The sequence below is a fragment of the Confluentibacter flavum genome (genome assembly GCF_002843175.1).
Lineage (GTDB): Bacteria > Bacteroidota > Bacteroidia > Flavobacteriales > Flavobacteriaceae > Confluentibacter > Confluentibacter flavum.
Map to the genome: position 1 here is coordinate 41586 of NZ_PJEO01000003.1, position 18557 is coordinate 60142.

Here is an 18557-nt window from a genome sequence, read left to right on the forward strand (position 1 = left end):
TACCTAATTTAAGTTATGCAGCCTTTTCACGTACTCATTTTAATAGTTATTTATTTTGGTATTCTCATTTTTGTATCCTATTTAACTGGTAAAGAAGATAGTAACGATTCCTTTTTTAGAGCAAATAAATCGTCGCCTTGGTTTTTAGTGGCATTTGGTATGATAGGTGCCTCGTTAAGTGGCGTTACTTTTATATCCGTCCCTGGAGATGTTGGCACTGGCATGTTTGGATATATGCAAGTGGTGTTTGGTTACTTGTTAGGCTACATGGTAATCGCCTTTGTTTTAATGCCCATATACTACAGATTGAACGTGACTTCTATTTACGAGTATTTAGGGGATAGATTCGGAATGGTAAGTCATAAAACCGGTGCGGCTTTTTTCTTTATATCACGGGTTTTAGGTTCTGCTTTCAGGTTATTTTTAGTCACAAGCGTATTGCACGAATACGTTTTTAAGCATTGGAATTTTCATTTTCCATTAACCGTTGTTATTTCTGTAGCTCTTATTTTGATTTACACATTTAAAGGAGGTGTTAAAACCGTGGTTTGGACAGACACGATACAAACATTACTCATGTTGGTCGCTCTGGTTGTTACCATTGTTTTAATATACTCTGAAATGGGATGGGGATTAGGCGATTTTATAGGGAGTGATGCTATTAAAAAATATGATAAAATTTTCTTTTTTGAAGACATTTTAGCGAAAAACCACTTCTTCAAACAATTCTTGGGCGGTATGTTCATCGCTATTTGTATGACAGGATTGGATCAAGATATGATGCAGAAAAACCTAACCTGTAAATCGCTAAAAGATGCCCAGAAAAATATGGTGTCGTTTAGTGTCATTTTGATATTTGTGAATTTTATATTTTTACTTTTAGGAGCCTTATTATTTGTGTATGCCGAAACCAAAGGCATTAAAGTGCCTATAATTGATGGTGTTGTAAAAACAGATTTATTATATCCTGAAATTGCTCTCAACTCCGATTTAGGATTACCCGTTGCCATATTTTTTACATTGGGACTTATTGCCGCGGCTTATTCAAGTGCAGATAGCGCACTAACAGCCTTAACAACATCTTTTTGCATCGACTTCCTGAATATTGAAAAAAGACCGGAACACACCCAAAAACGGACTCGGAAAAAAGTCCATATTGGTATGAGTGTTTTAATGGTTTTGGTTATTATTTGCTTTTACTATGTGTTAAACCAAAGTGTTATTAGTGGCATATTAACGGTTGCAGGATATACGTATGGGCCTTTGCTAGGCTTATTTGCTTTTGGAATACTCACAAAATTTAAAATCAAGGACCATTTGGTTCCTTATGTAGCCATAGGTTCTGTTTTAGTATGTTATATCATCGCTAACATTCCATCAAATTATTTAGGCGGTTATAAATTCGGGTATGAATTATTGATTGTAAACGGTATTTTTACGTTCTTAGGATTAATATTGATTCGTAGAAAGTAATACCAAAGAACATGCGATTTCAAAAGGAATATTGTTGTTTTTTAAAATCTGATACAATTCTGGATTCTCTGTACCTGGATTAAAAATAACCCGTTTAGGTTTTAAGGATACAATATAATCGTAAAACCCTTTTTGATTTTCTGGATTAATATAAAGTGTTACAGTGTCTAAATCCTTATAAGGTAATTGTTCAGTATTAATCTTGACGCTAGCAATCTCTCCTGATTTCTTACCAATTGCCACAACTTCATGTCCAAGGGCTATGAGTTTTTGTACTACAAAATTTGAATATCGACTAGGATTTAAAGAAGCCCCTATCACTAAGGTTTTTTTATTCATAATTTAATTAGTCTTTAAAATATTACCTAACTATCTGATTACAAATGTTAAATATTATTTAAAATTAAAAATTCATACAATATGCACACAAAAAATTACGTTTTAAAATCAACCAATCACCGAATTAATAATTATTTGAGTTAGTCACCAGAATTAAAAATTCGAAAAGGTTAGTGTTAGTTGCAATTGGTTAATAGCTAGGAAAATCCGAAATCTCTCCAGGTTTTCGGATTTTTTAATTTTACCACTTAATAATGACACTGCCCCAAGTAAAACCGCTACCAAAAGCTGCCAAAACCACGTTGTCCCCTTCTTTAATTTTACCTTCTTCCCAAGCCTCGGTAAGTGCAATAATGACAGATGCTGCCGTAGTGTTGCCATATTTCATGATATTATTGAAAACTTGGTCGTCTCGCAATCCGAATTTCCCTTGAATAAATTGGGCAATCCTTAAATTGGCTTGATGTGGAATAAGCATATCTATATCTTCTTTTTGAAGATTGTTTGCTTTTAAACCTTCCATAATAGCTTCACTAAAACGCACTACGGCATGTTTAAAAACAAATGTACCATCCATAAATGGGAAATAAGACAAATCTTCTTCTTTAGATTCAAGGATTTCTGGCACCCAATGCGCGATGCTTGGCGATGTCACAATCAGTTTATCGGCATGCTTACCTTCGCTATGCAAATGTGTAGACAAAATACCCTTTGTATTATCTTCTTCCCTTGTTAAAACGGCTGCGCCTGCACCATCTCCAAAAATAACCGTGACGCCTCTACCCCTGGTTGTTTTATCCAATCCGTTACTATGGTATTCTGCCCCAATAACAAGCACATTTTTGTACATCCCCGTTTTTATAAATTGGTCGGCCACCGAAATTGCATACACAAACCCAGAACATTGGTTTCGTATATCAAGCGCCCCAATGGTTTTCATATCGAGCATATCCTGAATTTGCACACCACAGCCTGGAAAATAATAATCGGGACTTAAGGTGGCAAACACAATAAAATCGATATCATCTTTTGTTAAACCAGCACGTTCTATGGCAATCCTCGCGGCTTTTGCACCCATAACGGCTGATGTATCGTCTGTACCTTCCTTAATCCATCGACGTTCTTTTATACCTGTGCGCTCCTGAATCCATTCATCTGTGGTATCAATCATTTTAGATAAATCATCATTCGTAACCACATTATCTGGCAGATATTTACCTAAACCAATTATTCTTGAATTATACATGACCATTATATTAGATAGACAAAGTACAACATTAAATCTTCAAAATCCAACATCGTAATTCAAAAATAAGTAATGTCAGTTTGTCACTTTTAGACTCTTGGCATTTTTGTTGTCTAATCTTAATAAGCAAATTAAAAACGAATGTTTAACGGTTTTCCGTCTTTACGGAAAATAAAAAATAACAAATTCATATGACAAAAGGAAATATTAATGTTTCGGTAGAGAACATCTTCCCACTTATTAAAAAATTCCTGTATAGCGATCACGAAATCTTTTTACGTGAATTAATCAGTAACGCTACAGATGCAACTTTAAAATTGAAACACCTAACTAGTATAGGTGAAGCCAAAACCGAATATGGCAATCCGAAAATTGAAGTTAAGATTGATAAAGAAGGTAAAAAACTTCATATTATAGACCAAGGATTGGGTATGACTTCCGAAGAAGTTGAAAAATATATTAACCAAGTTGCTTTTTCAGGTGCTGAAGAATTTTTGGATAAATACAAAGATGCGGCTAAAGATGCTGGTATTATCGGTCATTTCGGATTAGGTTTTTATTCCGCTTTTATGGTTGCCCAAAAAGTAGAAATTATTACCAAATCTTATAAAGACGAACCTGCGGCGCATTGGATTTGTGATGGATCTCCTGAATTCACCATAGAACCATCAGACAAAACAGAAAGAGGTACAGAAATCATTCTTCATATTGCTGAGGATTCTACTGAGTTTTTGGAAGAATCACGCATAAGGACCCTTCTTTTAAAATATAACAAGTTTATGCCTATTCCAATTAAATTTGGAACTAAGGACATAAACGATCCAGATTTCGAACCGAAAACCATCACAGATAAAGACGGTAAAGAAACCAAAGAGCCTCATAAAAAAATTACGGTTGATGATATTATCAACAACCCAAATCCAGCTTGGACCAAACAACCAGCAGATTTGAAAGATGATGACTATAAAAGCTTTTATCGCGAATTGTACCCGATGCAATTTGAAGAGCCTTTATTCAACATTCACTTAAATGTAGATTATCCGTTTAACCTTACCGGGATTTTATATTTCCCAAAAATGGGTCAGGATATGAACATTCAAAAAGATAAGATCCAACTGTACCAAAACCAAGTCTATGTAACCGACAATGTAGAAGGCATCGTTCCAGAATTTTTAACCATGCTTCGCGGGGTTATTGATTCTCCAGACATTCCGTTAAACGTATCGCGTTCTTACTTGCAAGCCGATGGGGCCGTTAAGAAAATCTCGTCTTACATCACTAGAAAAGTAGCCGATAAATTAAAATCGCTTTTTAATAATAATCGTGAGGATTTCGAAAAGAAATGGAACGATATTAAAATCGTGATTGAATACGGTATGCTCTCCGAAGAAAAATTCTTTGAAAAGTCTGGCGATTTCGCATTATACCCAACAGTTGAAGGTACTTATTTTACCTATGATGAATTATTCAATAAAATAAAAGCCAATCAAACGGATAAAGACGGCAAGTTGGTTATTCTGTATGCGTCTGATAAAGATGCACAACATAGCTATATAGAAACAGCTAAAGCCAAAGGTTATGAGGTGTTGTTATTGGATTCTCCAATCGTATCGCATTTAATTCAGAAACTGGAATCTACCAAAGAAAACATTTCTTTTGCACGTGTTGATGGCGACCATATTGATAATTTAATTAAGAAAGAGGACACCAAAATCTCTAAACTTTCTGAAGAACAACAAACTGCTTTAGAAACCCTTTTGAAAGAAGTAATTCCTTCTGAAAAATTCATGGTACAATTGGAAGCTATGGATAGCGAAGCATCGCCTTTTATTATAACACAACCAGAGTTTATGCGACGTATGAAAGAAATGCAACAAACTGGCGGTGGCGGTATGTTTGGTATGGGCGGTTTTCCAGAAATGTACAACTTAGTTGTTAATACCAACTCTAAATTAGTCACCGAGATTTTAGAAACAAAAACCAAAAACAAGCAAGAACGCTTAATTAATCAAAGTTTGGATTTAGCACGTTTATCGCAAGGCTTGTTAAAAGGTGAAGAACTGACAAACTTTATTAAACGCAGTTATGAGATGATTAAATAGATTGTTAGAACGCTTTGCTCTTAGATTGTTAGACGGCTTCGCTTTTAGATTGCTTTGCTTTAGATTGCTAGATTAGTTAGATGAAAAGCTAGAAGTTTAGATTAAGCAATTTTAAATGATATAGATAGTAGCACTTAACAAAAAACCACTTCAGTTTGAAGTGGTTTTTTTATGACATTATTTTTTCTTCTTCTTTTTTGATTTTGCTTTTTTAGCTTTATCCTTTTCCTTTTTTGCTTTTTCCTTAGCTTTGGCTTTTTCTTTTTTAGCTTTCTCTTTGGCTTTTTCTTTAGCCTTTTCTTTTTTCTTTTTTTCCTTTTCTTTATCTTTTTTATCCTCTTTCTTCTTGTCTTTTTTCTTGGCCTTTTTTGATTTTTTGGTTATTACCTCTTCAGCTTTTTCTTTAGAGACTTCATTATTAACCTCCTCCACATGTTCATCAATTGTATTGTTTACTTCATCGCTAACAACGTCTTCATTGGGTTCGTTAAAGTTTGAAATATGTTCTTCCATGGTGTGTTACTTTTAGTTTTGTTACTTAATTTTAATTAATCTCCAAAGATAGTGTATAAAAATATATGCCAATGTTAAGTTTTCATGTCCCTAGTCTACTATTTTATTAATTAGAAATTTAATTTATCCAACAAAATAAACCCTAAAAAAAAGAAATTAACACCTTAACAACCAGACAAATTATGACGTACATTCGCAAAAAAATTCTATGTCTATAGAAGTTAAAGTAAAGTTAGTTGAAGGATTATTTGAACAGCTTGATTTTGAGATTTCACAATTTCAAGACCAAACCAAATTACATTGCTTAACAGGATGTGGCAACTGCTGCACCAATCCAACTATGGAGGCCTCTCCACTTGAATTTTTACCATGGGCATTCCAATTGTTTTTAATGGGAAAAGCAGAAGACACCCTTAAGGAACTAAACACTAAAGAAAAACAGTCTGTTTGCCATATTTACAGTCCGTTAAACCTGATAGATACCACCATGGGAAATTGCAGTAATTACAAATATCGAGGGCTTATTTGCAGGCTTTTTGGTTATGCTGCTACCAGAGATAAATACGGGCAACAACGTTTGGTAACTTGTAAAATCATTAAAGAAAACCAAGCAAACCTTTACCAAGATACTACGGAAGCCATAAGCAAAGGTCTTTATGTGCCTATGTTTACAGATTACTACATGCAACTCAATCAAATAGATTTTAATATGGGTAATCAAGTAGTGCCAATTAATAGAGCTTTAAAATTGGCTTTAGAAGAGGTTTTACAATATTATGCGTACAGACCATTTCCTGGTGATTTGGAACATACAGCGTGATTTTAAAAAACTTGAATCAAAAAACAATTCAGCCAGTGTATTTTTCATCATAATTAATAACTGTTAAATGATGAATAAAATTCAGCACAAAATATCCTTTTACATATATTTACAATACATAAAAATGTCCCTATGTGATTAAGCATAAAATCTGCTTGGTTAATTTTGTGAAGCCTTTACTGATTCAACAATATCAAAAAACCATTAGAAATGAACAATAAATTTTATCATATTACGCTGGTTGTGTTAGGACTACTCCTAGTAAATAATGCATATTCCCAAGACAACCCAACAGCCATAGCTCCGACAGGCATCGAAATAGTAGAACAACTGGAAAAGCCTAAAAATAACCAAAAGTTTGATGAAAAAGATAAGGCGGGGTACTTGCTAGTATATTTCAAGGACCAGAACCAATCTGCTTACATGGCTATAAGTAGTGATGGTTATACATTTACCGATATTAACAGTGGTAATCCTATATTTATTGGCTCTGAGTTGGCCGAGCAAAAAGGTGTACGTGACCCTCATATTACCCGTGGTCCCGATGGTGCTTTTTATTTAGCAATGACCGACTTGCACATTTTTGGTAAGCGTGCTGGATTTCGTGATACTGATTGGCAAAGGCCTCTTGAAAAATATGGCTGGGGAAACAACCGTGCGCTTGTGTTGATGAAGTCATACGACTTGATACATTGGACACATTCCGATTTTCGTGTAGATACAGCGTTTCCTGAACTAGGAGATATCGATTGCTCTTGGGCACCTCAAACTATTTATGATCCTGGGGAGAAAAAAATGATGGTATATTTTACCATTCGTTACAACAATAAAAATGCTAACATTTATTATTCTTATACAAACGATGAGTTTACCAAACTAGAAACAACACCTAAACTTGTAACTGCTATTGGTGGCATTGATGCAGATATTACTAAAGTAGGCGACAAATACCAGATGTTTTATGTTGCCGGTGCAAAAATTAAGCATGCCGTTTCCGATAAAATCAATCAGGATTTTACAGGAGAAGACAAAAGAATTGATCCCGAAGAAGTTAATACAGAAGCACCTAACGTTTTCAAAAGAATTGGTACGGACACTTATGTACTGATGTATGATGTGTATGGATTAAGGACCAGCAACATGGGTTTCAGCGAAACCAAAGATTTTGTTACCTATCAGGATATTGGTCATTTTAACAAAGGTATCATGAAAACGACCAATTTTACAAGCCCAAAACATGGTGCTATTACTTACCTCACCAAACAAGAACTAAAGGCCATTGCAGAACATTGGAAAATGGATAATGATTAAGACATTCTTTGATTTCCATTAATTTTTTCAAAATTGATGCCTTCAATACCGGTTAAGAAATCAAGAAAATATTTATTAAATGCATCCGGTTGCTCAAGATTGGATACATGGCCCGCATGATCAATAACATGAAATATGGATCCTTCAATTGATGCATGCATCGATTCAGACTGAACCATTGGTGTTACTTCATCTTCCCTACCGCAAAGAATGAGTGTTGGGATGTTTATCTCTTTCAACATGGTGCAAGTTTCTGAACGTTCAGCCAAAGCTACCAATCCCTGCATGATAATATGATCCGAATTGGAAAACACAACATGTCTTAATTCCTCAACCAATTCCTTCTTATTTGCTATGGAATCTTTGTGGAAAACTTTTTTAATAAAGCCTTCGTTAAAATTAGTTACGCCGTCATCTTCTATGTCATTAATAGTCTTATAACGTTTTTCCTTTACTTCAGCAGTATCTGCAATACATTGCGTATCACATAAAATGAGTGCATCAAAGCGATCAGGAAATCTTTTCATGGCATTCAGGGCTACAAATCCTCCCATAGATAATCCACAAACAATTGCTTTTTCAATACTCAACTTATCCATAAACTGAATCAAATCATCAGCAAACAAATCCATGCTTAGAGGTGATTCTTCGTCCGTTGATTTTCCAAACCCTCTAATATCGCAAGCAATTAAATGATAAGAAGATTTTAAAAATTCTAACTGAACTTGCCACATGGTTTTGTCAAAAGGAAAACCGTGCAAAAAAATAATCGGGATACTTCCTTCCCCAACATCATCGTAGGATAATTGAAAGTCATTTATTGGTATGGTTAAATTGTATCCTTTAGTTTCTGTTTCCATAATGAATATATATGCAATTAGGTTTTTGTGAATCCTAATCTTTATATACAAACTTACCTAATGATTTTCTGGATGCTTTATATGATTAGAGACAAAAATTACATAGTTCACGCTTTGGTAAACATACCGAATCGTAGTTTTAACAAAACCAATATCATCAAAAAAACCCATACCCTAAACTAAAGAGCTACCTTAGTTCCTATACCTTTACCATCTATAATGTCAATTATGGTATTCTCTTTTTTACCATTGGCAATATAGGTAGGAATGCCTTTGGCAGCGGCTTGCTGGGCATAATCTAATTTTGAACCCATCCCACCTCGACCTTCTTCTTCGGTTTTGTTACTGTCTTTAATATATTTGTCTAAATTTTCAGCGGGTCCTATATTGGAAATAACCCTACTACTTTCGGCATCTGGATGCCCATCATAAACACCATCTATATCCGTTAGAATAATCAGTTTGTCAACTTTCATGAGTTGTGCAATTAAACTTGCCAATTCGTCATTATCAGAAAACATGGACATGGTAACTGACACGGCATCATCTTCATTAGCTATAGGAACCACACCTTCTGCCAGCAAACCTTCACAACAATTAATCATGTTCTGACGGTGCAAACCCGGACTAAAATCCCGTTTTGTGGGGAGTACCTGGGCACATTTTAAACCATAATCGTGAAAAATATCGTAATAAAGGCGCATCATTCTGGGTTGCCCAATAGCGGAATATACTTGCCTCCGCTGGGTTTTGTCTTTTATTTTAGACTTTCCCAGCACTTCTTTTCCTGCAATAGCAGAACCAGAAGATACTAAAATAGTCATGATGTTTCTATCATAAAGTTCGGCTATTTGCCTTACTAAATTTCTTAACACTGGTCTTACTATCCTATTATCATTGTTGGTCATGACGTTGGTGCCAACTTTAATAACTATTCTTTCTTTATACATATTAATTTTCTTTACCTAATTCTATGGCACGATTAAAAGCCGCAAATGCTGCTTCCTTTATTAATTCTTTTACGTTGTTATCTTCCATAGAGTCTAATGCCGCCCTTGTAGTGCCTCCTTTTGAAGCTACCATATCCATCCACGAATTTGGTGATAAGTTGGACTGATTAAAAAGTTCGACCGCGCCTATAAAGGTTTGACTTACTAAAACCGTAGAATCATTTTTAGAAAACCCCATTTGTAAAGCGGCTTCCATCATACTTTGCATAAAATAAAACACGTAGGCAGGTCCGCTCCCAGAAATTCCAGTAGAGGCGTCTATTAAAGTTTCACTGCTTACCTGAATGGATTTACCAGTCGTATTTAACAAACTTTCAATAGTCAATATTTCTATTCTCGATACTTGTGGCGATGTCACAAAAGAGGTTAACCCCATACCGATTTTCGCTGGTAAATTTGGCATAGCCCTAACTATCTTTGTTAAACCTGAAAACTCTTTTATAGATGCTATAGTAACACCTGCCATAATGGAAATGATTATTTGCTCGGTGTTTGCTAATGGTTTTATGGCTTTAAACAAGCTTTCGGCATGATATGGCTTTACGGCTATAAAAATAATATCTGCTTGTGGCACACAATCCTTTAACTCGCTAAAAGCATCAAAGTGTGACATTTGATGAAGCTCTTCCAATTTTTCTTCGGAAGTATCTAAAACCATGATGTTTTTTTTCTTTAACAATCTTGATTTAGACATGCCTTCAGCGTATGTTAAACCCATATTTCCGGCACCTATTACCAATATTTTCATATGTAAATATTTATTTTAAATGTGATTTATATAATTAGATAAATAATGAACAATCGTTACAATCCTTAACTTCACCGTAATAGGTTTCCCTATATTTATGCAATGTTTTAACAGGCAGACCAAACATATATTTTTTTATATAAGTAACTTTCGTATTTAATTCTCCCATTTTTAAACTGTATCGTTTTTCGTATATCGTTTTTCTTCTTACTTGAATAATTTTCATTTGTAATGTTTTTAATAATTATTAACGCGTTAAGCGCATTTCAATATTTCTTGATTTAAACCCTTTGTCTTCAAACCAACCTAACTCTGGGCTTTCTTTATTAATATAAAGCGCTATATCCCCCTTACAGTAATTAGTGGTGTAATTGATCAAATTTTCTTTAATCCCGTCTTCATCATAGTTTGAATTTACAACTAAATATACCAAAATATTCTCGGGAATATACTCGTTCATCCCTGTCTTATTTATTACTAAAACCCCTAAAATCTCGTTTTGATGCTCTGAAACAAACACATATCCACCAAGTCCCGGTATTTCTTTTATGGCATACAATAAAGATTTTTTAATGGCACTTTTGCTATCTCTAAATGTTCCGGAATGTTCGTATAAAAAATTAGTTACACGATTAATATCCATATTAGATAGCTTTGAATAGGCATCATAGGTTTTAATGGTCATAAATTTAATATTATATTATTTTCTAATTACCTTAGAAAAAGATTGGGAATTTTTATTTTAAAAAGGTTGTTTAAGCACTAATAATACATGCTCAACAATAACTATAGCAATAAAATTAATGTGATAATTTTATTAAATTGCCGTTAAGACTTTAAAGCAGGAGGAATGAATTTATTGGATTGGGTTCTAAAAACCAGAAACTTAAAGGTCAAAATTCTGTAATTTTTATTTTGTCGAATTCCTTTTTGCATGCTGCAAAGGTACAAAAATGCACAGCCAATTACAAGGAAACGCCGTTAAGATGCGATTAATACTTTATAAGAAACGAATTAAAACAAAACAGGCTCCCAAAATTGGAAGCCTGTTTTCGTAAGTGATGTTATATTTAAACAGATGCTTTATTAACTTTATCAGTCATTTCCATAGAGATTGAAGAGCGTTCAAACTTGACTTTTCCAGACATGGTTTCAATAATACATGTACTGTCTTTGTCGTTAAACTCTAAAATTTTACCATGCAAACCACTCTTGGTAACTACTCTATCACCTTTTTTAAGCTCTGCATTAAACTTTTTCTCTTTTTTTGCACGTTTCATTTGTGGTGCAATCATAAAGAAATATACAACAACAAACATTAATATAAACGGCATAAATTGCCCTATTCCTTCCATAAATTTAATTTTATTTAATCGTGATTATGGCCTTCGTGACCTGGTTGTGTACTAAACTTAACTTGTTGTTGCTGTCCATTAGTCATTAATGGTGCCGCATTAGTTGTCGGTGTTGTTACTGCTGCTGCATTTGGGTTAGGCTTTACGAAAGCCGTAATATTTACCGTCTCTATTCCTTTTTCTGTATTTGCTGTTACCGTGATGGTCTTGGTTATTTTATTGGAGCCAGTGCCATTAAAGTTAACAGTAAATTGGCCACTTTCTCCTTTAGCTAATGGTTCTCTAGACCAATCTTGAGGCACTGTACAACCACATGAGCTTTTAATATCTGTTATGACTAAAGGGGCATCACCAGTATTTTTGTATTTAAAAACAGTTTGAACTTGTTGGTTAGCTTCAATTTCACCAAAATCGTGTGTAGTTTCTTCAAATGAAATTATAGGGAATTTGCCTGAATTGGCATCTCTTTCAGCTGCTACAGCCACATTCGCTTCATTTATTTTTTTTGAGGCATCTTCTTTGCATGATGTAAAAGCCACTAAACTTAAAGCGCTTAATACTAAAATTATTTTTTTCATAATTAGGTAGTTTTTCAATTTATAGGTCTGTAAAAGTAACAATTATTTAGTGTATTTGAAATTTTTATAGGTTTCTTAACAGAAATCTATACTAAACCTCTACCTATTTTATTCAAAGTGCCGGTTTCTTCATATTCCTTAACCAACTTATCTAAAATACCATTAATGAAGACACTGCTTTTAGGCGTTGAATATTCCTTAGCTATTTCTAAATATTCATTTATGGTAACCTTAACGGGTATAGATGGAAAATTTTTAAGTTCGCAAATGGCCATTTGTAATAATACAAAATCGACGTTGGCAATACGGTCTGAATCCCAATTTTGGGTTTTCAGCTCAATTTCCTTATTTAAAGATGATTTATTTAGAAGCGTCTTTTTAAATAAATCGATGGCAAATTGGTTGTCTTCTGAATCCTTATACAACTTAGGTATAAAATGATTATCCGGATTAGTTGATTTCGCCTTTCTCAATAATTTTAAAATGGTGGTATTTATTGTTGGAAGATCGTCTAACCACGTTAGGTTTTTGTCTTCAATATATTCGTAAAGCTTATCATTGGGTGCAATAACGTCTTTAAAAATATCTACAATAAATTCCTTGTCCTCTTTAAAATCAGATGTTCTGGTTTGTAAATAGGCTTTATATAAATCACTAGCAGTAATCGCTTTGAAAATAACGTCAACATATTCGGCATCTAAACTCCAATACGTGATTTTATGGGCTTCTAATTGGTTTTTAAGTTGTAGATTTTCTTTGAGATGCAGCAATAGCTCATTGTTGACAAATTTCCTGTTGGGATTTTTGTCTTCTTGGGTCGCTAAATGCTTCTTTTGCTTTTTTTGTAAATCTTCTTCTGCCCTTTTTTGCACTTCAATAAGCAGCGATATTAATAACAAATACAAATTATACATATTATCTATGCTGAAAAGCAAAAATTTTTGGTTTGGACTAAAATCATCGCTTTCACTACCTTTAAAGGCGTAAATGGTTTGCATAACTTTTACTCGAATATGTCTTCTATTCAGCATATTTACAAAGAACTTGAATTAAAAAAAGATGAATCATTTTTTCTTTTGAACGGCAAAAATAATACTATTTTAAAAAAAACAACTTCTATTTTGCGTTTATTATTGGTAATACTTTAGGCTATATTTAACATTTAGCTATTCTGTGTAAAATGAATTTATTGGTATAAACATGTATCTTTGTTCCCTTATTAGTGAAGCCAACAAATGAAGGAACTAAAGCATCTTAACAAATACTTTTTAAAATATAAAACACATCTTTTAATAGGTATTGTTATTACTATTGTTGCTAGAATTTTTTTGCTTTTTACCCCAAGGTATGTAAGGCGCATCTTTGAAGTTGTTGAAAAATATAATGCAGGTTTAAATACGGGCGATAGAACGATTCAAGGTGAACTGACTGAAATTATCCTCTACATTATTGGTGCAGCGATTATTGCCGGCATTCTTACCTTTTTTATGCGTCAAACCATCATTAATGTATCCCGTTATATTGAATACGATTTAAAAAATGAAGTGTACGACCATTATCAAAAGCTGTCCTTAAACTTCTATAAGAAGAACAGAACTGGTGATTTAATGAACCGTATTAGTGAAGATGTGGGGCGTGTTCGTATGTATGCGGGCCCTGCTATTATGTACAGTATTAATACCGTTACTCTTTTTATAATTGCTATTGCCTATATGTTTAATGAAGCACCTTTACTCACCTTATATACCATTCTGCCTTTACCGATTTTATCCTTTGCCATTTATAAATTAAGTAAGGAAATCCATAAACGCAGTACCATTGTTCAAGAATATTTATCGAAACTGTCCTCATTCGCGCAAGAAACATTTAGCGGTATATCAGTAATAAAAGCCTATAGCCTAGAAGGGCAAACATCTGCCGATTTTGATGAACTTTCTACAACCAATAAAAAAAAACAAATACATCTAGTTAGTATTGAAGCCTTATTTTTCCCCATGATGATTTTACTAATTGGTGTTAGTAATTTACTCGTTATTTATATTGGTGGTAAGCAATATATCAGTGGTGAGATTGAAAGCTTAGGGACTATTGCAGAGTTTATTATTTACGTAAACATGCTTACATGGCCTGTTGCTACTGTTGGTTGGGTGACTTCTATTGTGCAACAAGCAGAAGCATCGCAGAAACGTATCAATGAATTTTTAACTATTGAACCCGAAATAAAAAACACGGTTCATAGCCCCACCAACGTGATTGGCAACATTACGTTCAATAATGTATTTTTTACGTATGATGACACTAATATTGAAGCCCTAAAAGGCGTTAGCTTTAATATAAAAGCAGGAGAAACCTTAGCCATTATAGGTAAAACGGGCTCAGGGAAATCTACTATCCTAGAGTTGATTGGAAGACTTTATGATATTGATAAAGGTTCTATAATGATAGATGGCATCGAAATAAATCAGCACAATCTGCAAGATTTAAGAAATAGCATTGGTTATGTACCGCAAGATGCTTTTCTATTTTCTGATACCATAAAAAATAACATCAAGTTTGGAAAAGAAAATGCTACTGATAACGATGTTATTGAAGCCGCAAAAAAAGCTCATGTACACAAAAACATTGTTAAATTTAATCATGGTTACGACACCGTATTAGGTGAACGGGGAATCACACTTTCTGGCGGACAAAAGCAACGGATTTCTATAGCCAGAGCGGTTATAAAATCACCAAAAATTTTATTGTTCGATGATTGTTTATCGGCTGTAGATACCGAAACAGAAGAAAAAATATTAAAAAACCTGTATCAAATAACTTCCGATAAAACGACTATTTTAGTAAGCCATAGAGTATCTTCTACAAAAAACGCCAACAAAATAATTGTGTTGGATGATGGTAAAATAGTACAGGAAGGCACACACGAAACACTCATAAATGTAGATGGTTACTACAAACATCTCTATTTAAAACAACTGAGCGAAACAAACGTTTAATCCCAATCATTTTCCAGATAAGTGTTAAATTTTCCCGTATTATAAGTCATTAATATTGTGGTTATTAAAAAGAAAGCACTCAATTTGTTGGTTAGTATATATTTTTTTTAGATTTTTGATATAAATAATGATAATTCGATAACTATGAAATCGCTATAAACAAGAAGTTTGTTTATAAACACTAATCAAAATAAAGCGATAACATATGACCATTAGGAAACAAATAATAATTTACATATGAATTCAAATGACATGATGGAGAAAGAGGAGATTTTTTCTAAAGTATTAAGAGCAGGCAGACGCACATACTTTTTTGATGTAAGAGCAACAAAAGCTGATGACTATTATCTTACTATTACAGAAAGCAAAAAATTCACTAATGATGATGGTTCTTTCCATTATAAAAAACATAAAATATATATTTACAAAGAAGACTTCAACGAGTTTAAAGATATATTATCTGAAATGACCGGCTATATTATTGATGAAAAAGGCGATGAAGTCATTAGCGAACGTCACCAAAAGGACTTTAAAAAAGAAAATGAAACAGATGAGGATGGTATTGAAACATCTACTAAGTCTGTAGAAAATTTTACGGATATAGAATTTGATGATATATAGGCTTTAGACAATAAGCCATATGCAAAAAAACCGCTACTAGATAGCGGTTTTTTTATGCCTTAACCACAATAATCCTATGCTACAACCCAATTGTTCTCTATCGCTCTAATTATTAACTCAATCGATTCAAATCCATGGAACTACAAAAATCTTTTCTTATCTTTATTGAATCATTCTGAGGGGTGCTATTATTTATAATAGCTGAGAATATACCCAATTGACTGGTTAAGTAATCTTAACAAAGGAAAGAATGATTTCAAAGGGAACATGAAATGTGAAATACCATTTTTGCTCCCTTTGTTTTTATTGAACTCATCTTGACTTTTTTGATTGAAGTGAAAATTAGCTATTTTTGAGTCTGATTGAAGGCATTTTTGAGTTGCATAGCAGAGCTACGGAAGGAGAAAAAGACAAAAAGCAGGCTCAAAAGAGCAATTTTTTAACCAATTGGAAAAAGTCAAGATGAGTTCATTTACAAACCTTAGCTTACTATACTCCCGTTTGCAACTTTGGTTTCTGGATTTAAAAGCATCACATCTTTTCCTTTTACGGCACCAAGCACCAAACACTCACTCATAAATTTGGCAATTTGCTTTTTTGGAAAATTAATAATGGCAACAATTTGTTTGTTTAGCAACTCTTCTTTTTTATACAACGTTGTTATTTGAGCAGACGATTTCCTACTGCCTAAAACGCCAAAATCAATGGTTAATTGGTAAGCAGGATATCTGGCTTCAGGAAACTCATTCACATCAATAATGGTACCCACACGTAAATCTATTTTAGTAAAATCTTCAAAAGTAATTATATCATTCATCCGTTCAAATTTATCTATTTTCTGTGGTCAAATTATAATACCACCCATGTATTAAAAATTGTTTTAGGCATTTCATTTTTTAAAAATACAAATTATCCCGAACTTTGAAAAAACGTTCATTATGGCGAATACACCATCAAATATGCTGCCTTTAGGCACTTTGGCTCCTGATTTTAATTTGTTAGATACAGTAAGTGACACCTATTTGAGTTTACAAAATTTAAAAGGCGAACGCGGTACGGTCATTATGTTCATCTGTAATCATTGTCCGTTTGTACTTCATGTGAACAATCAGTTGGTTAAAATTGCAAATGAATATTCCAAAAAAGGCATATCGTTTATAGCAATTTCAAGTAATGATGTTGTTAACTATCCGCAAGATGGTCCAGATAAAATGAAGGTTCATGCCAAAAAGGAACAGTATCCATTTCCATATCTCTATGATGAAAGCCAAGACCTTGCCAAAGCGTATGATGCTGCCTGCACGCCTGACATCTATCTTTTTGATGGGGATTTAAAATTAACATACAGAGGACAACTGGACGATTCCAGACCGGGAAATGGCATGGTTGTGACAGGTCAGGATCTGCGACATGCCTTAGATTGTTTACTTGAAAATAAAGAAAACACCCAAATACAAAAACCAAGTATTGGTTGTAATATTAAATGGAAAAGTTTGTTAGAATAATTAGACCACTATATTTTTAAAGTTAAAAAGTTAATTGCCAAAAACCAACGTCATGCCACTTATTAAATTTATAACCAACTTCTTTAAAATGGGCAACTTTTTCAAAACCAAGGTTTTCATGAAGTTTTATGCTTGCATCATTAGGTAATGTTAATCCACCAATAACCACATGATAGTTTTGTTTTTTAAGTTGATCTAACAATTCTGAATACATTTTTTTACCAATCTGCTTTCCTAACTCGTCATATTTTAAATAAATAGTCAGTTCTACTGTATTGTTATATGCTGGCTTAGTTCTAAAAGTGTTTGCATAGGCATAACCCAACAAAACATTATTTTCTTCGTAAACAATAAATGGAAATTGATTAGAAATAGTTTTTATTTTTTCCTCAAAATCTTGCGTAGAAAAGGGAACTAAATCTAAAGTCACAATAGAATTTAGTACATAATAGTTGTAAATATCAACTATTTGTTTGGCATCCTGTATGTTTACATCTCTAATCATACTATAAAATTACAACCAATTGTTATGTTTTAATACATTTTCGATATGTGCATAATGATGGTTACTATGCCAAGCATAAAGACCTATATTTCGCTTTATCGGAACCTCTTTTTTAGTTTCCGGATGTATAAAGCATTTGTTTAAATCTTCCTCTGATAATGTTTTCAATAAGTAAACCAATTTGATATGTACGGCTTTTAAATGTTGCAAAGACATGTCTATAGGTGCTAATTTAGAATCTATCAATTCTGCCCATCTATCTTCATAATACGCTTTAATAACGGGTTTATCCTCTGTTAATGCCCATTTAAAACGCGCATAACTATGATGATGACTATCCGATATATGATGTACGGTTTGTCTAATAGTCCACCCACCTGGTCTATAAGGCGTATCTAATTGTTTGTCTGTTAGATTTTTCACAAGAGTTTCTAATCTTTCAGGAAAGTATGCTAATATTGAAATCCAATTTTCAATATGCGTTTGGGAAATCGGCTCTGGGCAATCAAATTTTCCAATGGGATATTTTAATGTTTCTAGCTCATCGTTTGTCATATATAAATATAAAAAAAGCACTT

Annotated in this window: 21 protein-coding genes; 7 read left to right on the forward strand and 14 right to left on the reverse strand. The window is 33.3% G+C overall.

The genetic code is table 11. The annotated features are described in order from the left end of the window. Positions 1-15 precede the first annotated feature (15 nt). Positions 16-1473, forward strand: coding sequence for a sodium:solute symporter (locus CSW08_RS00305; protein ID WP_106657916.1), 1458 nt, complete (start codon positions 16-18; stop codon positions 1471-1473). Here the strand turns inward: CSW08_RS00305 and CSW08_RS00310 are convergent. Next, positions 1450-1812, reverse strand: a complete 363-nt coding sequence (locus tag CSW08_RS00310) for a CoA-binding protein (RefSeq protein ID WP_106657917.1) — start codon at positions 1810-1812, stop codon at positions 1450-1452. The genes CSW08_RS00305 and CSW08_RS00310 overlap by 24 nt on opposite strands. A gap of 241 nt (positions 1813-2053) precedes the next feature. Next, positions 2054-3058 (reverse strand): 3-oxoacyl-ACP synthase III family protein, encoded by a 1005-nt coding sequence (locus CSW08_RS00315; protein ID WP_106657945.1) that lies wholly within the window; start codon positions 3056-3058, stop codon positions 2054-2056. Between the two features lie 191 nt (positions 3059-3249). On the opposite strand from CSW08_RS00315, the gene htpG reads away from it, so the two are divergent. Beyond that, positions 3250-5160, forward strand: coding sequence for a molecular chaperone HtpG (gene htpG / locus CSW08_RS00320; protein WP_106657918.1), 1911 nt, complete (start codon positions 3250-3252; stop codon positions 5158-5160). Positions 5161-5337: 177 nt separating this feature from the next. On the opposite strand, the gene CSW08_RS18190 is transcribed toward htpG, so the two are convergent. Next, positions 5338-5673 carry a hypothetical protein gene (locus tag CSW08_RS18190; RefSeq protein WP_203226823.1) on the reverse strand — a complete coding sequence of 112 codons (336 nt, stop codon included), beginning with the start codon at positions 5671-5673 and terminating at the stop codon, positions 5338-5340. A gap of 208 nt (positions 5674-5881) precedes the next feature. Here CSW08_RS18190 and CSW08_RS00330 point away from each other — a divergent pair, with 208 nt between their 5' ends. Both CSW08_RS00330 and CSW08_RS00335 read left to right on the forward strand, forming a co-directional pair. Then, positions 5882-6493, forward strand: coding sequence for a YkgJ family cysteine cluster protein (locus CSW08_RS00330; protein ID WP_106657919.1), 612 nt, complete (start codon positions 5882-5884; stop codon positions 6491-6493). A gap of 210 nt (positions 6494-6703) precedes the next feature. Beyond that, on the forward strand, positions 6704-7804 hold the full coding sequence (locus tag CSW08_RS00335; protein ID WP_106657920.1) for a glycoside hydrolase family 43 protein: 1101 nt from the start codon (positions 6704-6706) through the stop codon (positions 7802-7804). Here the strand turns inward: CSW08_RS00335 and CSW08_RS00340 are convergent. From CSW08_RS00340 to nusB, 8 genes are all read right to left on the reverse strand, one after another. Further along, positions 7801-8664: an alpha/beta fold hydrolase gene (locus CSW08_RS00340; protein WP_106657921.1), complete on the reverse strand. Its 864-nt coding sequence runs from the start codon at positions 8662-8664 to the stop codon at positions 7801-7803. The two genes, CSW08_RS00335 and CSW08_RS00340, sit on opposite strands and share 4 nt — an antisense overlap. Before the next feature lie 179 nt (positions 8665-8843). Next, positions 8844-9614, reverse strand: coding sequence for a glutamate 5-kinase (gene proB, locus CSW08_RS00345; protein WP_106657922.1), 771 nt, complete (start codon positions 9612-9614; stop codon positions 8844-8846). 1 nt (position 9615) lies between these two features. Further along, positions 9616-10422: a pyrroline-5-carboxylate reductase gene (gene proC, locus CSW08_RS00350; protein WP_106657923.1), complete on the reverse strand. Its 807-nt coding sequence runs from the start codon at positions 10420-10422 to the stop codon at positions 9616-9618. Positions 10423-10456: 34 nt separating this feature from the next. Then, the gene (locus tag CSW08_RS18470) at positions 10457-10648 is read right to left on the reverse strand and encodes a hypothetical protein (protein WP_106657924.1); all 192 of its coding nucleotides are present in this window, start codon (positions 10646-10648) and stop codon (positions 10457-10459) included. A gap of 21 nt (positions 10649-10669) precedes the next feature. Next, positions 10670-11107 (reverse strand): GNAT family N-acetyltransferase, encoded by a 438-nt coding sequence (locus CSW08_RS00360; protein ID WP_106657925.1) that lies wholly within the window; start codon positions 11105-11107, stop codon positions 10670-10672. 385 nt (positions 11108-11492) lie between these two features. After that, a complete protein-coding gene (gene yajC / locus CSW08_RS00365; protein ID WP_106657926.1) occupies positions 11493-11777 on the reverse strand; it encodes a preprotein translocase subunit YajC in 285 nt (94 codons plus the stop codon). 14 nt (positions 11778-11791) lie between these two features. Next, positions 11792-12355 carry a DUF1573 domain-containing protein gene (locus CSW08_RS00370; RefSeq protein WP_106657927.1) on the reverse strand — a complete coding sequence of 188 codons (564 nt, stop codon included), beginning with the start codon at positions 12353-12355 and terminating at the stop codon, positions 11792-11794. A gap of 86 nt (positions 12356-12441) precedes the next feature. After that, complete coding sequence (gene nusB / locus CSW08_RS00375; RefSeq protein WP_238987170.1) at positions 12442-13386, reverse strand: transcription antitermination factor NusB; 945 nt, start codon at positions 13384-13386, stop codon at positions 12442-12444. A gap of 204 nt (positions 13387-13590) precedes the next feature. On the opposite strand from nusB, the gene CSW08_RS00380 reads away from it, so the two are divergent. Then, positions 13591-15348 (forward strand): ABC transporter ATP-binding protein, encoded by a 1758-nt coding sequence (locus CSW08_RS00380; protein ID WP_106657928.1) that lies wholly within the window; start codon positions 13591-13593, stop codon positions 15346-15348. A 237-nt stretch (positions 15349-15585) separates the two neighbouring features. After that, positions 15586-15969, forward strand: a complete 384-nt coding sequence (locus CSW08_RS00385) for a PUR family DNA/RNA-binding protein (protein WP_106657929.1) — start codon at positions 15586-15588, stop codon at positions 15967-15969. Between the two features lie 481 nt (positions 15970-16450). Here CSW08_RS00385 and CSW08_RS00390 read toward each other — a convergent pair whose 3' ends face one another. Further along, entirely contained in the window at positions 16451-16786 is a 336-nt protein-coding gene (locus CSW08_RS00390; RefSeq protein WP_106657930.1) for a tRNA-binding protein, read from the reverse strand. A 121-nt stretch (positions 16787-16907) separates the two neighbouring features. Here CSW08_RS00390 and CSW08_RS00395 point away from each other — a divergent pair, with 121 nt between their 5' ends. Beyond that, complete coding sequence (locus CSW08_RS00395; RefSeq protein ID WP_106657931.1) at positions 16908-17474, forward strand: thioredoxin family protein; 567 nt, start codon at positions 16908-16910, stop codon at positions 17472-17474. A 22-nt stretch (positions 17475-17496) separates the two neighbouring features. On the opposite strand, the gene CSW08_RS00400 is transcribed toward CSW08_RS00395, so the two are convergent. Together CSW08_RS00400 and CSW08_RS00405 are read right to left on the reverse strand one after the other, a co-directional pair. After that, positions 17497-17979: a GNAT family N-acetyltransferase gene (locus tag CSW08_RS00400; protein ID WP_106657932.1), complete on the reverse strand. Its 483-nt coding sequence runs from the start codon at positions 17977-17979 to the stop codon at positions 17497-17499. A 9-nt stretch (positions 17980-17988) separates the two neighbouring features. Further along, a complete protein-coding gene (locus CSW08_RS00405) occupies positions 17989-18534 on the reverse strand; it encodes a YfiT family bacillithiol transferase (protein ID WP_106657933.1) in 546 nt (181 codons plus the stop codon). Positions 18535-18557 lie beyond the last annotated feature (23 nt).

Coding starts and splice junctions, on each gene's coding strand:
- CSW08_RS00305 (WP_106657916.1), top strand. CDS start 16: ATGCAGCCTTTTCACGTACTCATTTTAATAGTTATTTATTTTGGTATT.
- CSW08_RS00310 (WP_106657917.1), bottom strand. CDS start 1,812: ATGAATAAAAAAACCTTAGTGATAGGGGCTTCTTTAAATCCTAGTCGA.
- CSW08_RS00315 (WP_106657945.1), bottom strand. CDS start 3,058: ATGTATAATTCAAGAATAATTGGTTTAGGTAAATATCTGCCAGATAAT.
- htpG (WP_106657918.1), top strand. CDS start 3,250: ATGACAAAAGGAAATATTAATGTTTCGGTAGAGAACATCTTCCCACTT.
- CSW08_RS18190 (WP_203226823.1), bottom strand. CDS start 5,673: ATGGAAGAACATATTTCAAACTTTAACGAACCCAATGAAGACGTTGTT.
- CSW08_RS00330 (WP_106657919.1), top strand. CDS start 5,882: ATGTCTATAGAAGTTAAAGTAAAGTTAGTTGAAGGATTATTTGAACAG.
- CSW08_RS00335 (WP_106657920.1), top strand. CDS start 6,704: ATGAACAATAAATTTTATCATATTACGCTGGTTGTGTTAGGACTACTC.
- CSW08_RS00340 (WP_106657921.1), bottom strand. CDS start 8,664: ATGGAAACAGAAACTAAAGGATACAATTTAACCATACCAATAAATGAC.
- proB (WP_106657922.1), bottom strand. CDS start 9,614: ATGTATAAAGAAAGAATAGTTATTAAAGTTGGCACCAACGTCATGACC.
- proC (WP_106657923.1), bottom strand. CDS start 10,422: ATGAAAATATTGGTAATAGGTGCCGGAAATATGGGTTTAACATACGCT.
- CSW08_RS18470 (WP_106657924.1), bottom strand. CDS start 10,648: ATGAAAATTATTCAAGTAAGAAGAAAAACGATATACGAAAAACGATAC.
- CSW08_RS00360 (WP_106657925.1), bottom strand. CDS start 11,107: ATGACCATTAAAACCTATGATGCCTATTCAAAGCTATCTAATATGGAT.
- yajC (WP_106657926.1), bottom strand. CDS start 11,777: ATGGAAGGAATAGGGCAATTTATGCCGTTTATATTAATGTTTGTTGTT.
- CSW08_RS00370 (WP_106657927.1), bottom strand. CDS start 12,355: ATGAAAAAAATAATTTTAGTATTAAGCGCTTTAAGTTTAGTGGCTTTT.
- nusB (WP_238987170.1), bottom strand. CDS start 13,386: ATGCTGAATAGAAGACATATTCGAGTAAAAGTTATGCAAACCATTTAC.
- CSW08_RS00380 (WP_106657928.1), top strand. CDS start 13,591: ATGAAGGAACTAAAGCATCTTAACAAATACTTTTTAAAATATAAAACA.
- CSW08_RS00385 (WP_106657929.1), top strand. CDS start 15,586: ATGAATTCAAATGACATGATGGAGAAAGAGGAGATTTTTTCTAAAGTA.
- CSW08_RS00390 (WP_106657930.1), bottom strand. CDS start 16,786: ATGAATGATATAATTACTTTTGAAGATTTTACTAAAATAGATTTACGT.
- CSW08_RS00395 (WP_106657931.1), top strand. CDS start 16,908: ATGGCGAATACACCATCAAATATGCTGCCTTTAGGCACTTTGGCTCCT.
- CSW08_RS00400 (WP_106657932.1), bottom strand. CDS start 17,979: ATGATTAGAGATGTAAACATACAGGATGCCAAACAAATAGTTGATATT.
- CSW08_RS00405 (WP_106657933.1), bottom strand. CDS start 18,534: ATGACAAACGATGAGCTAGAAACATTAAAATATCCCATTGGAAAATTT.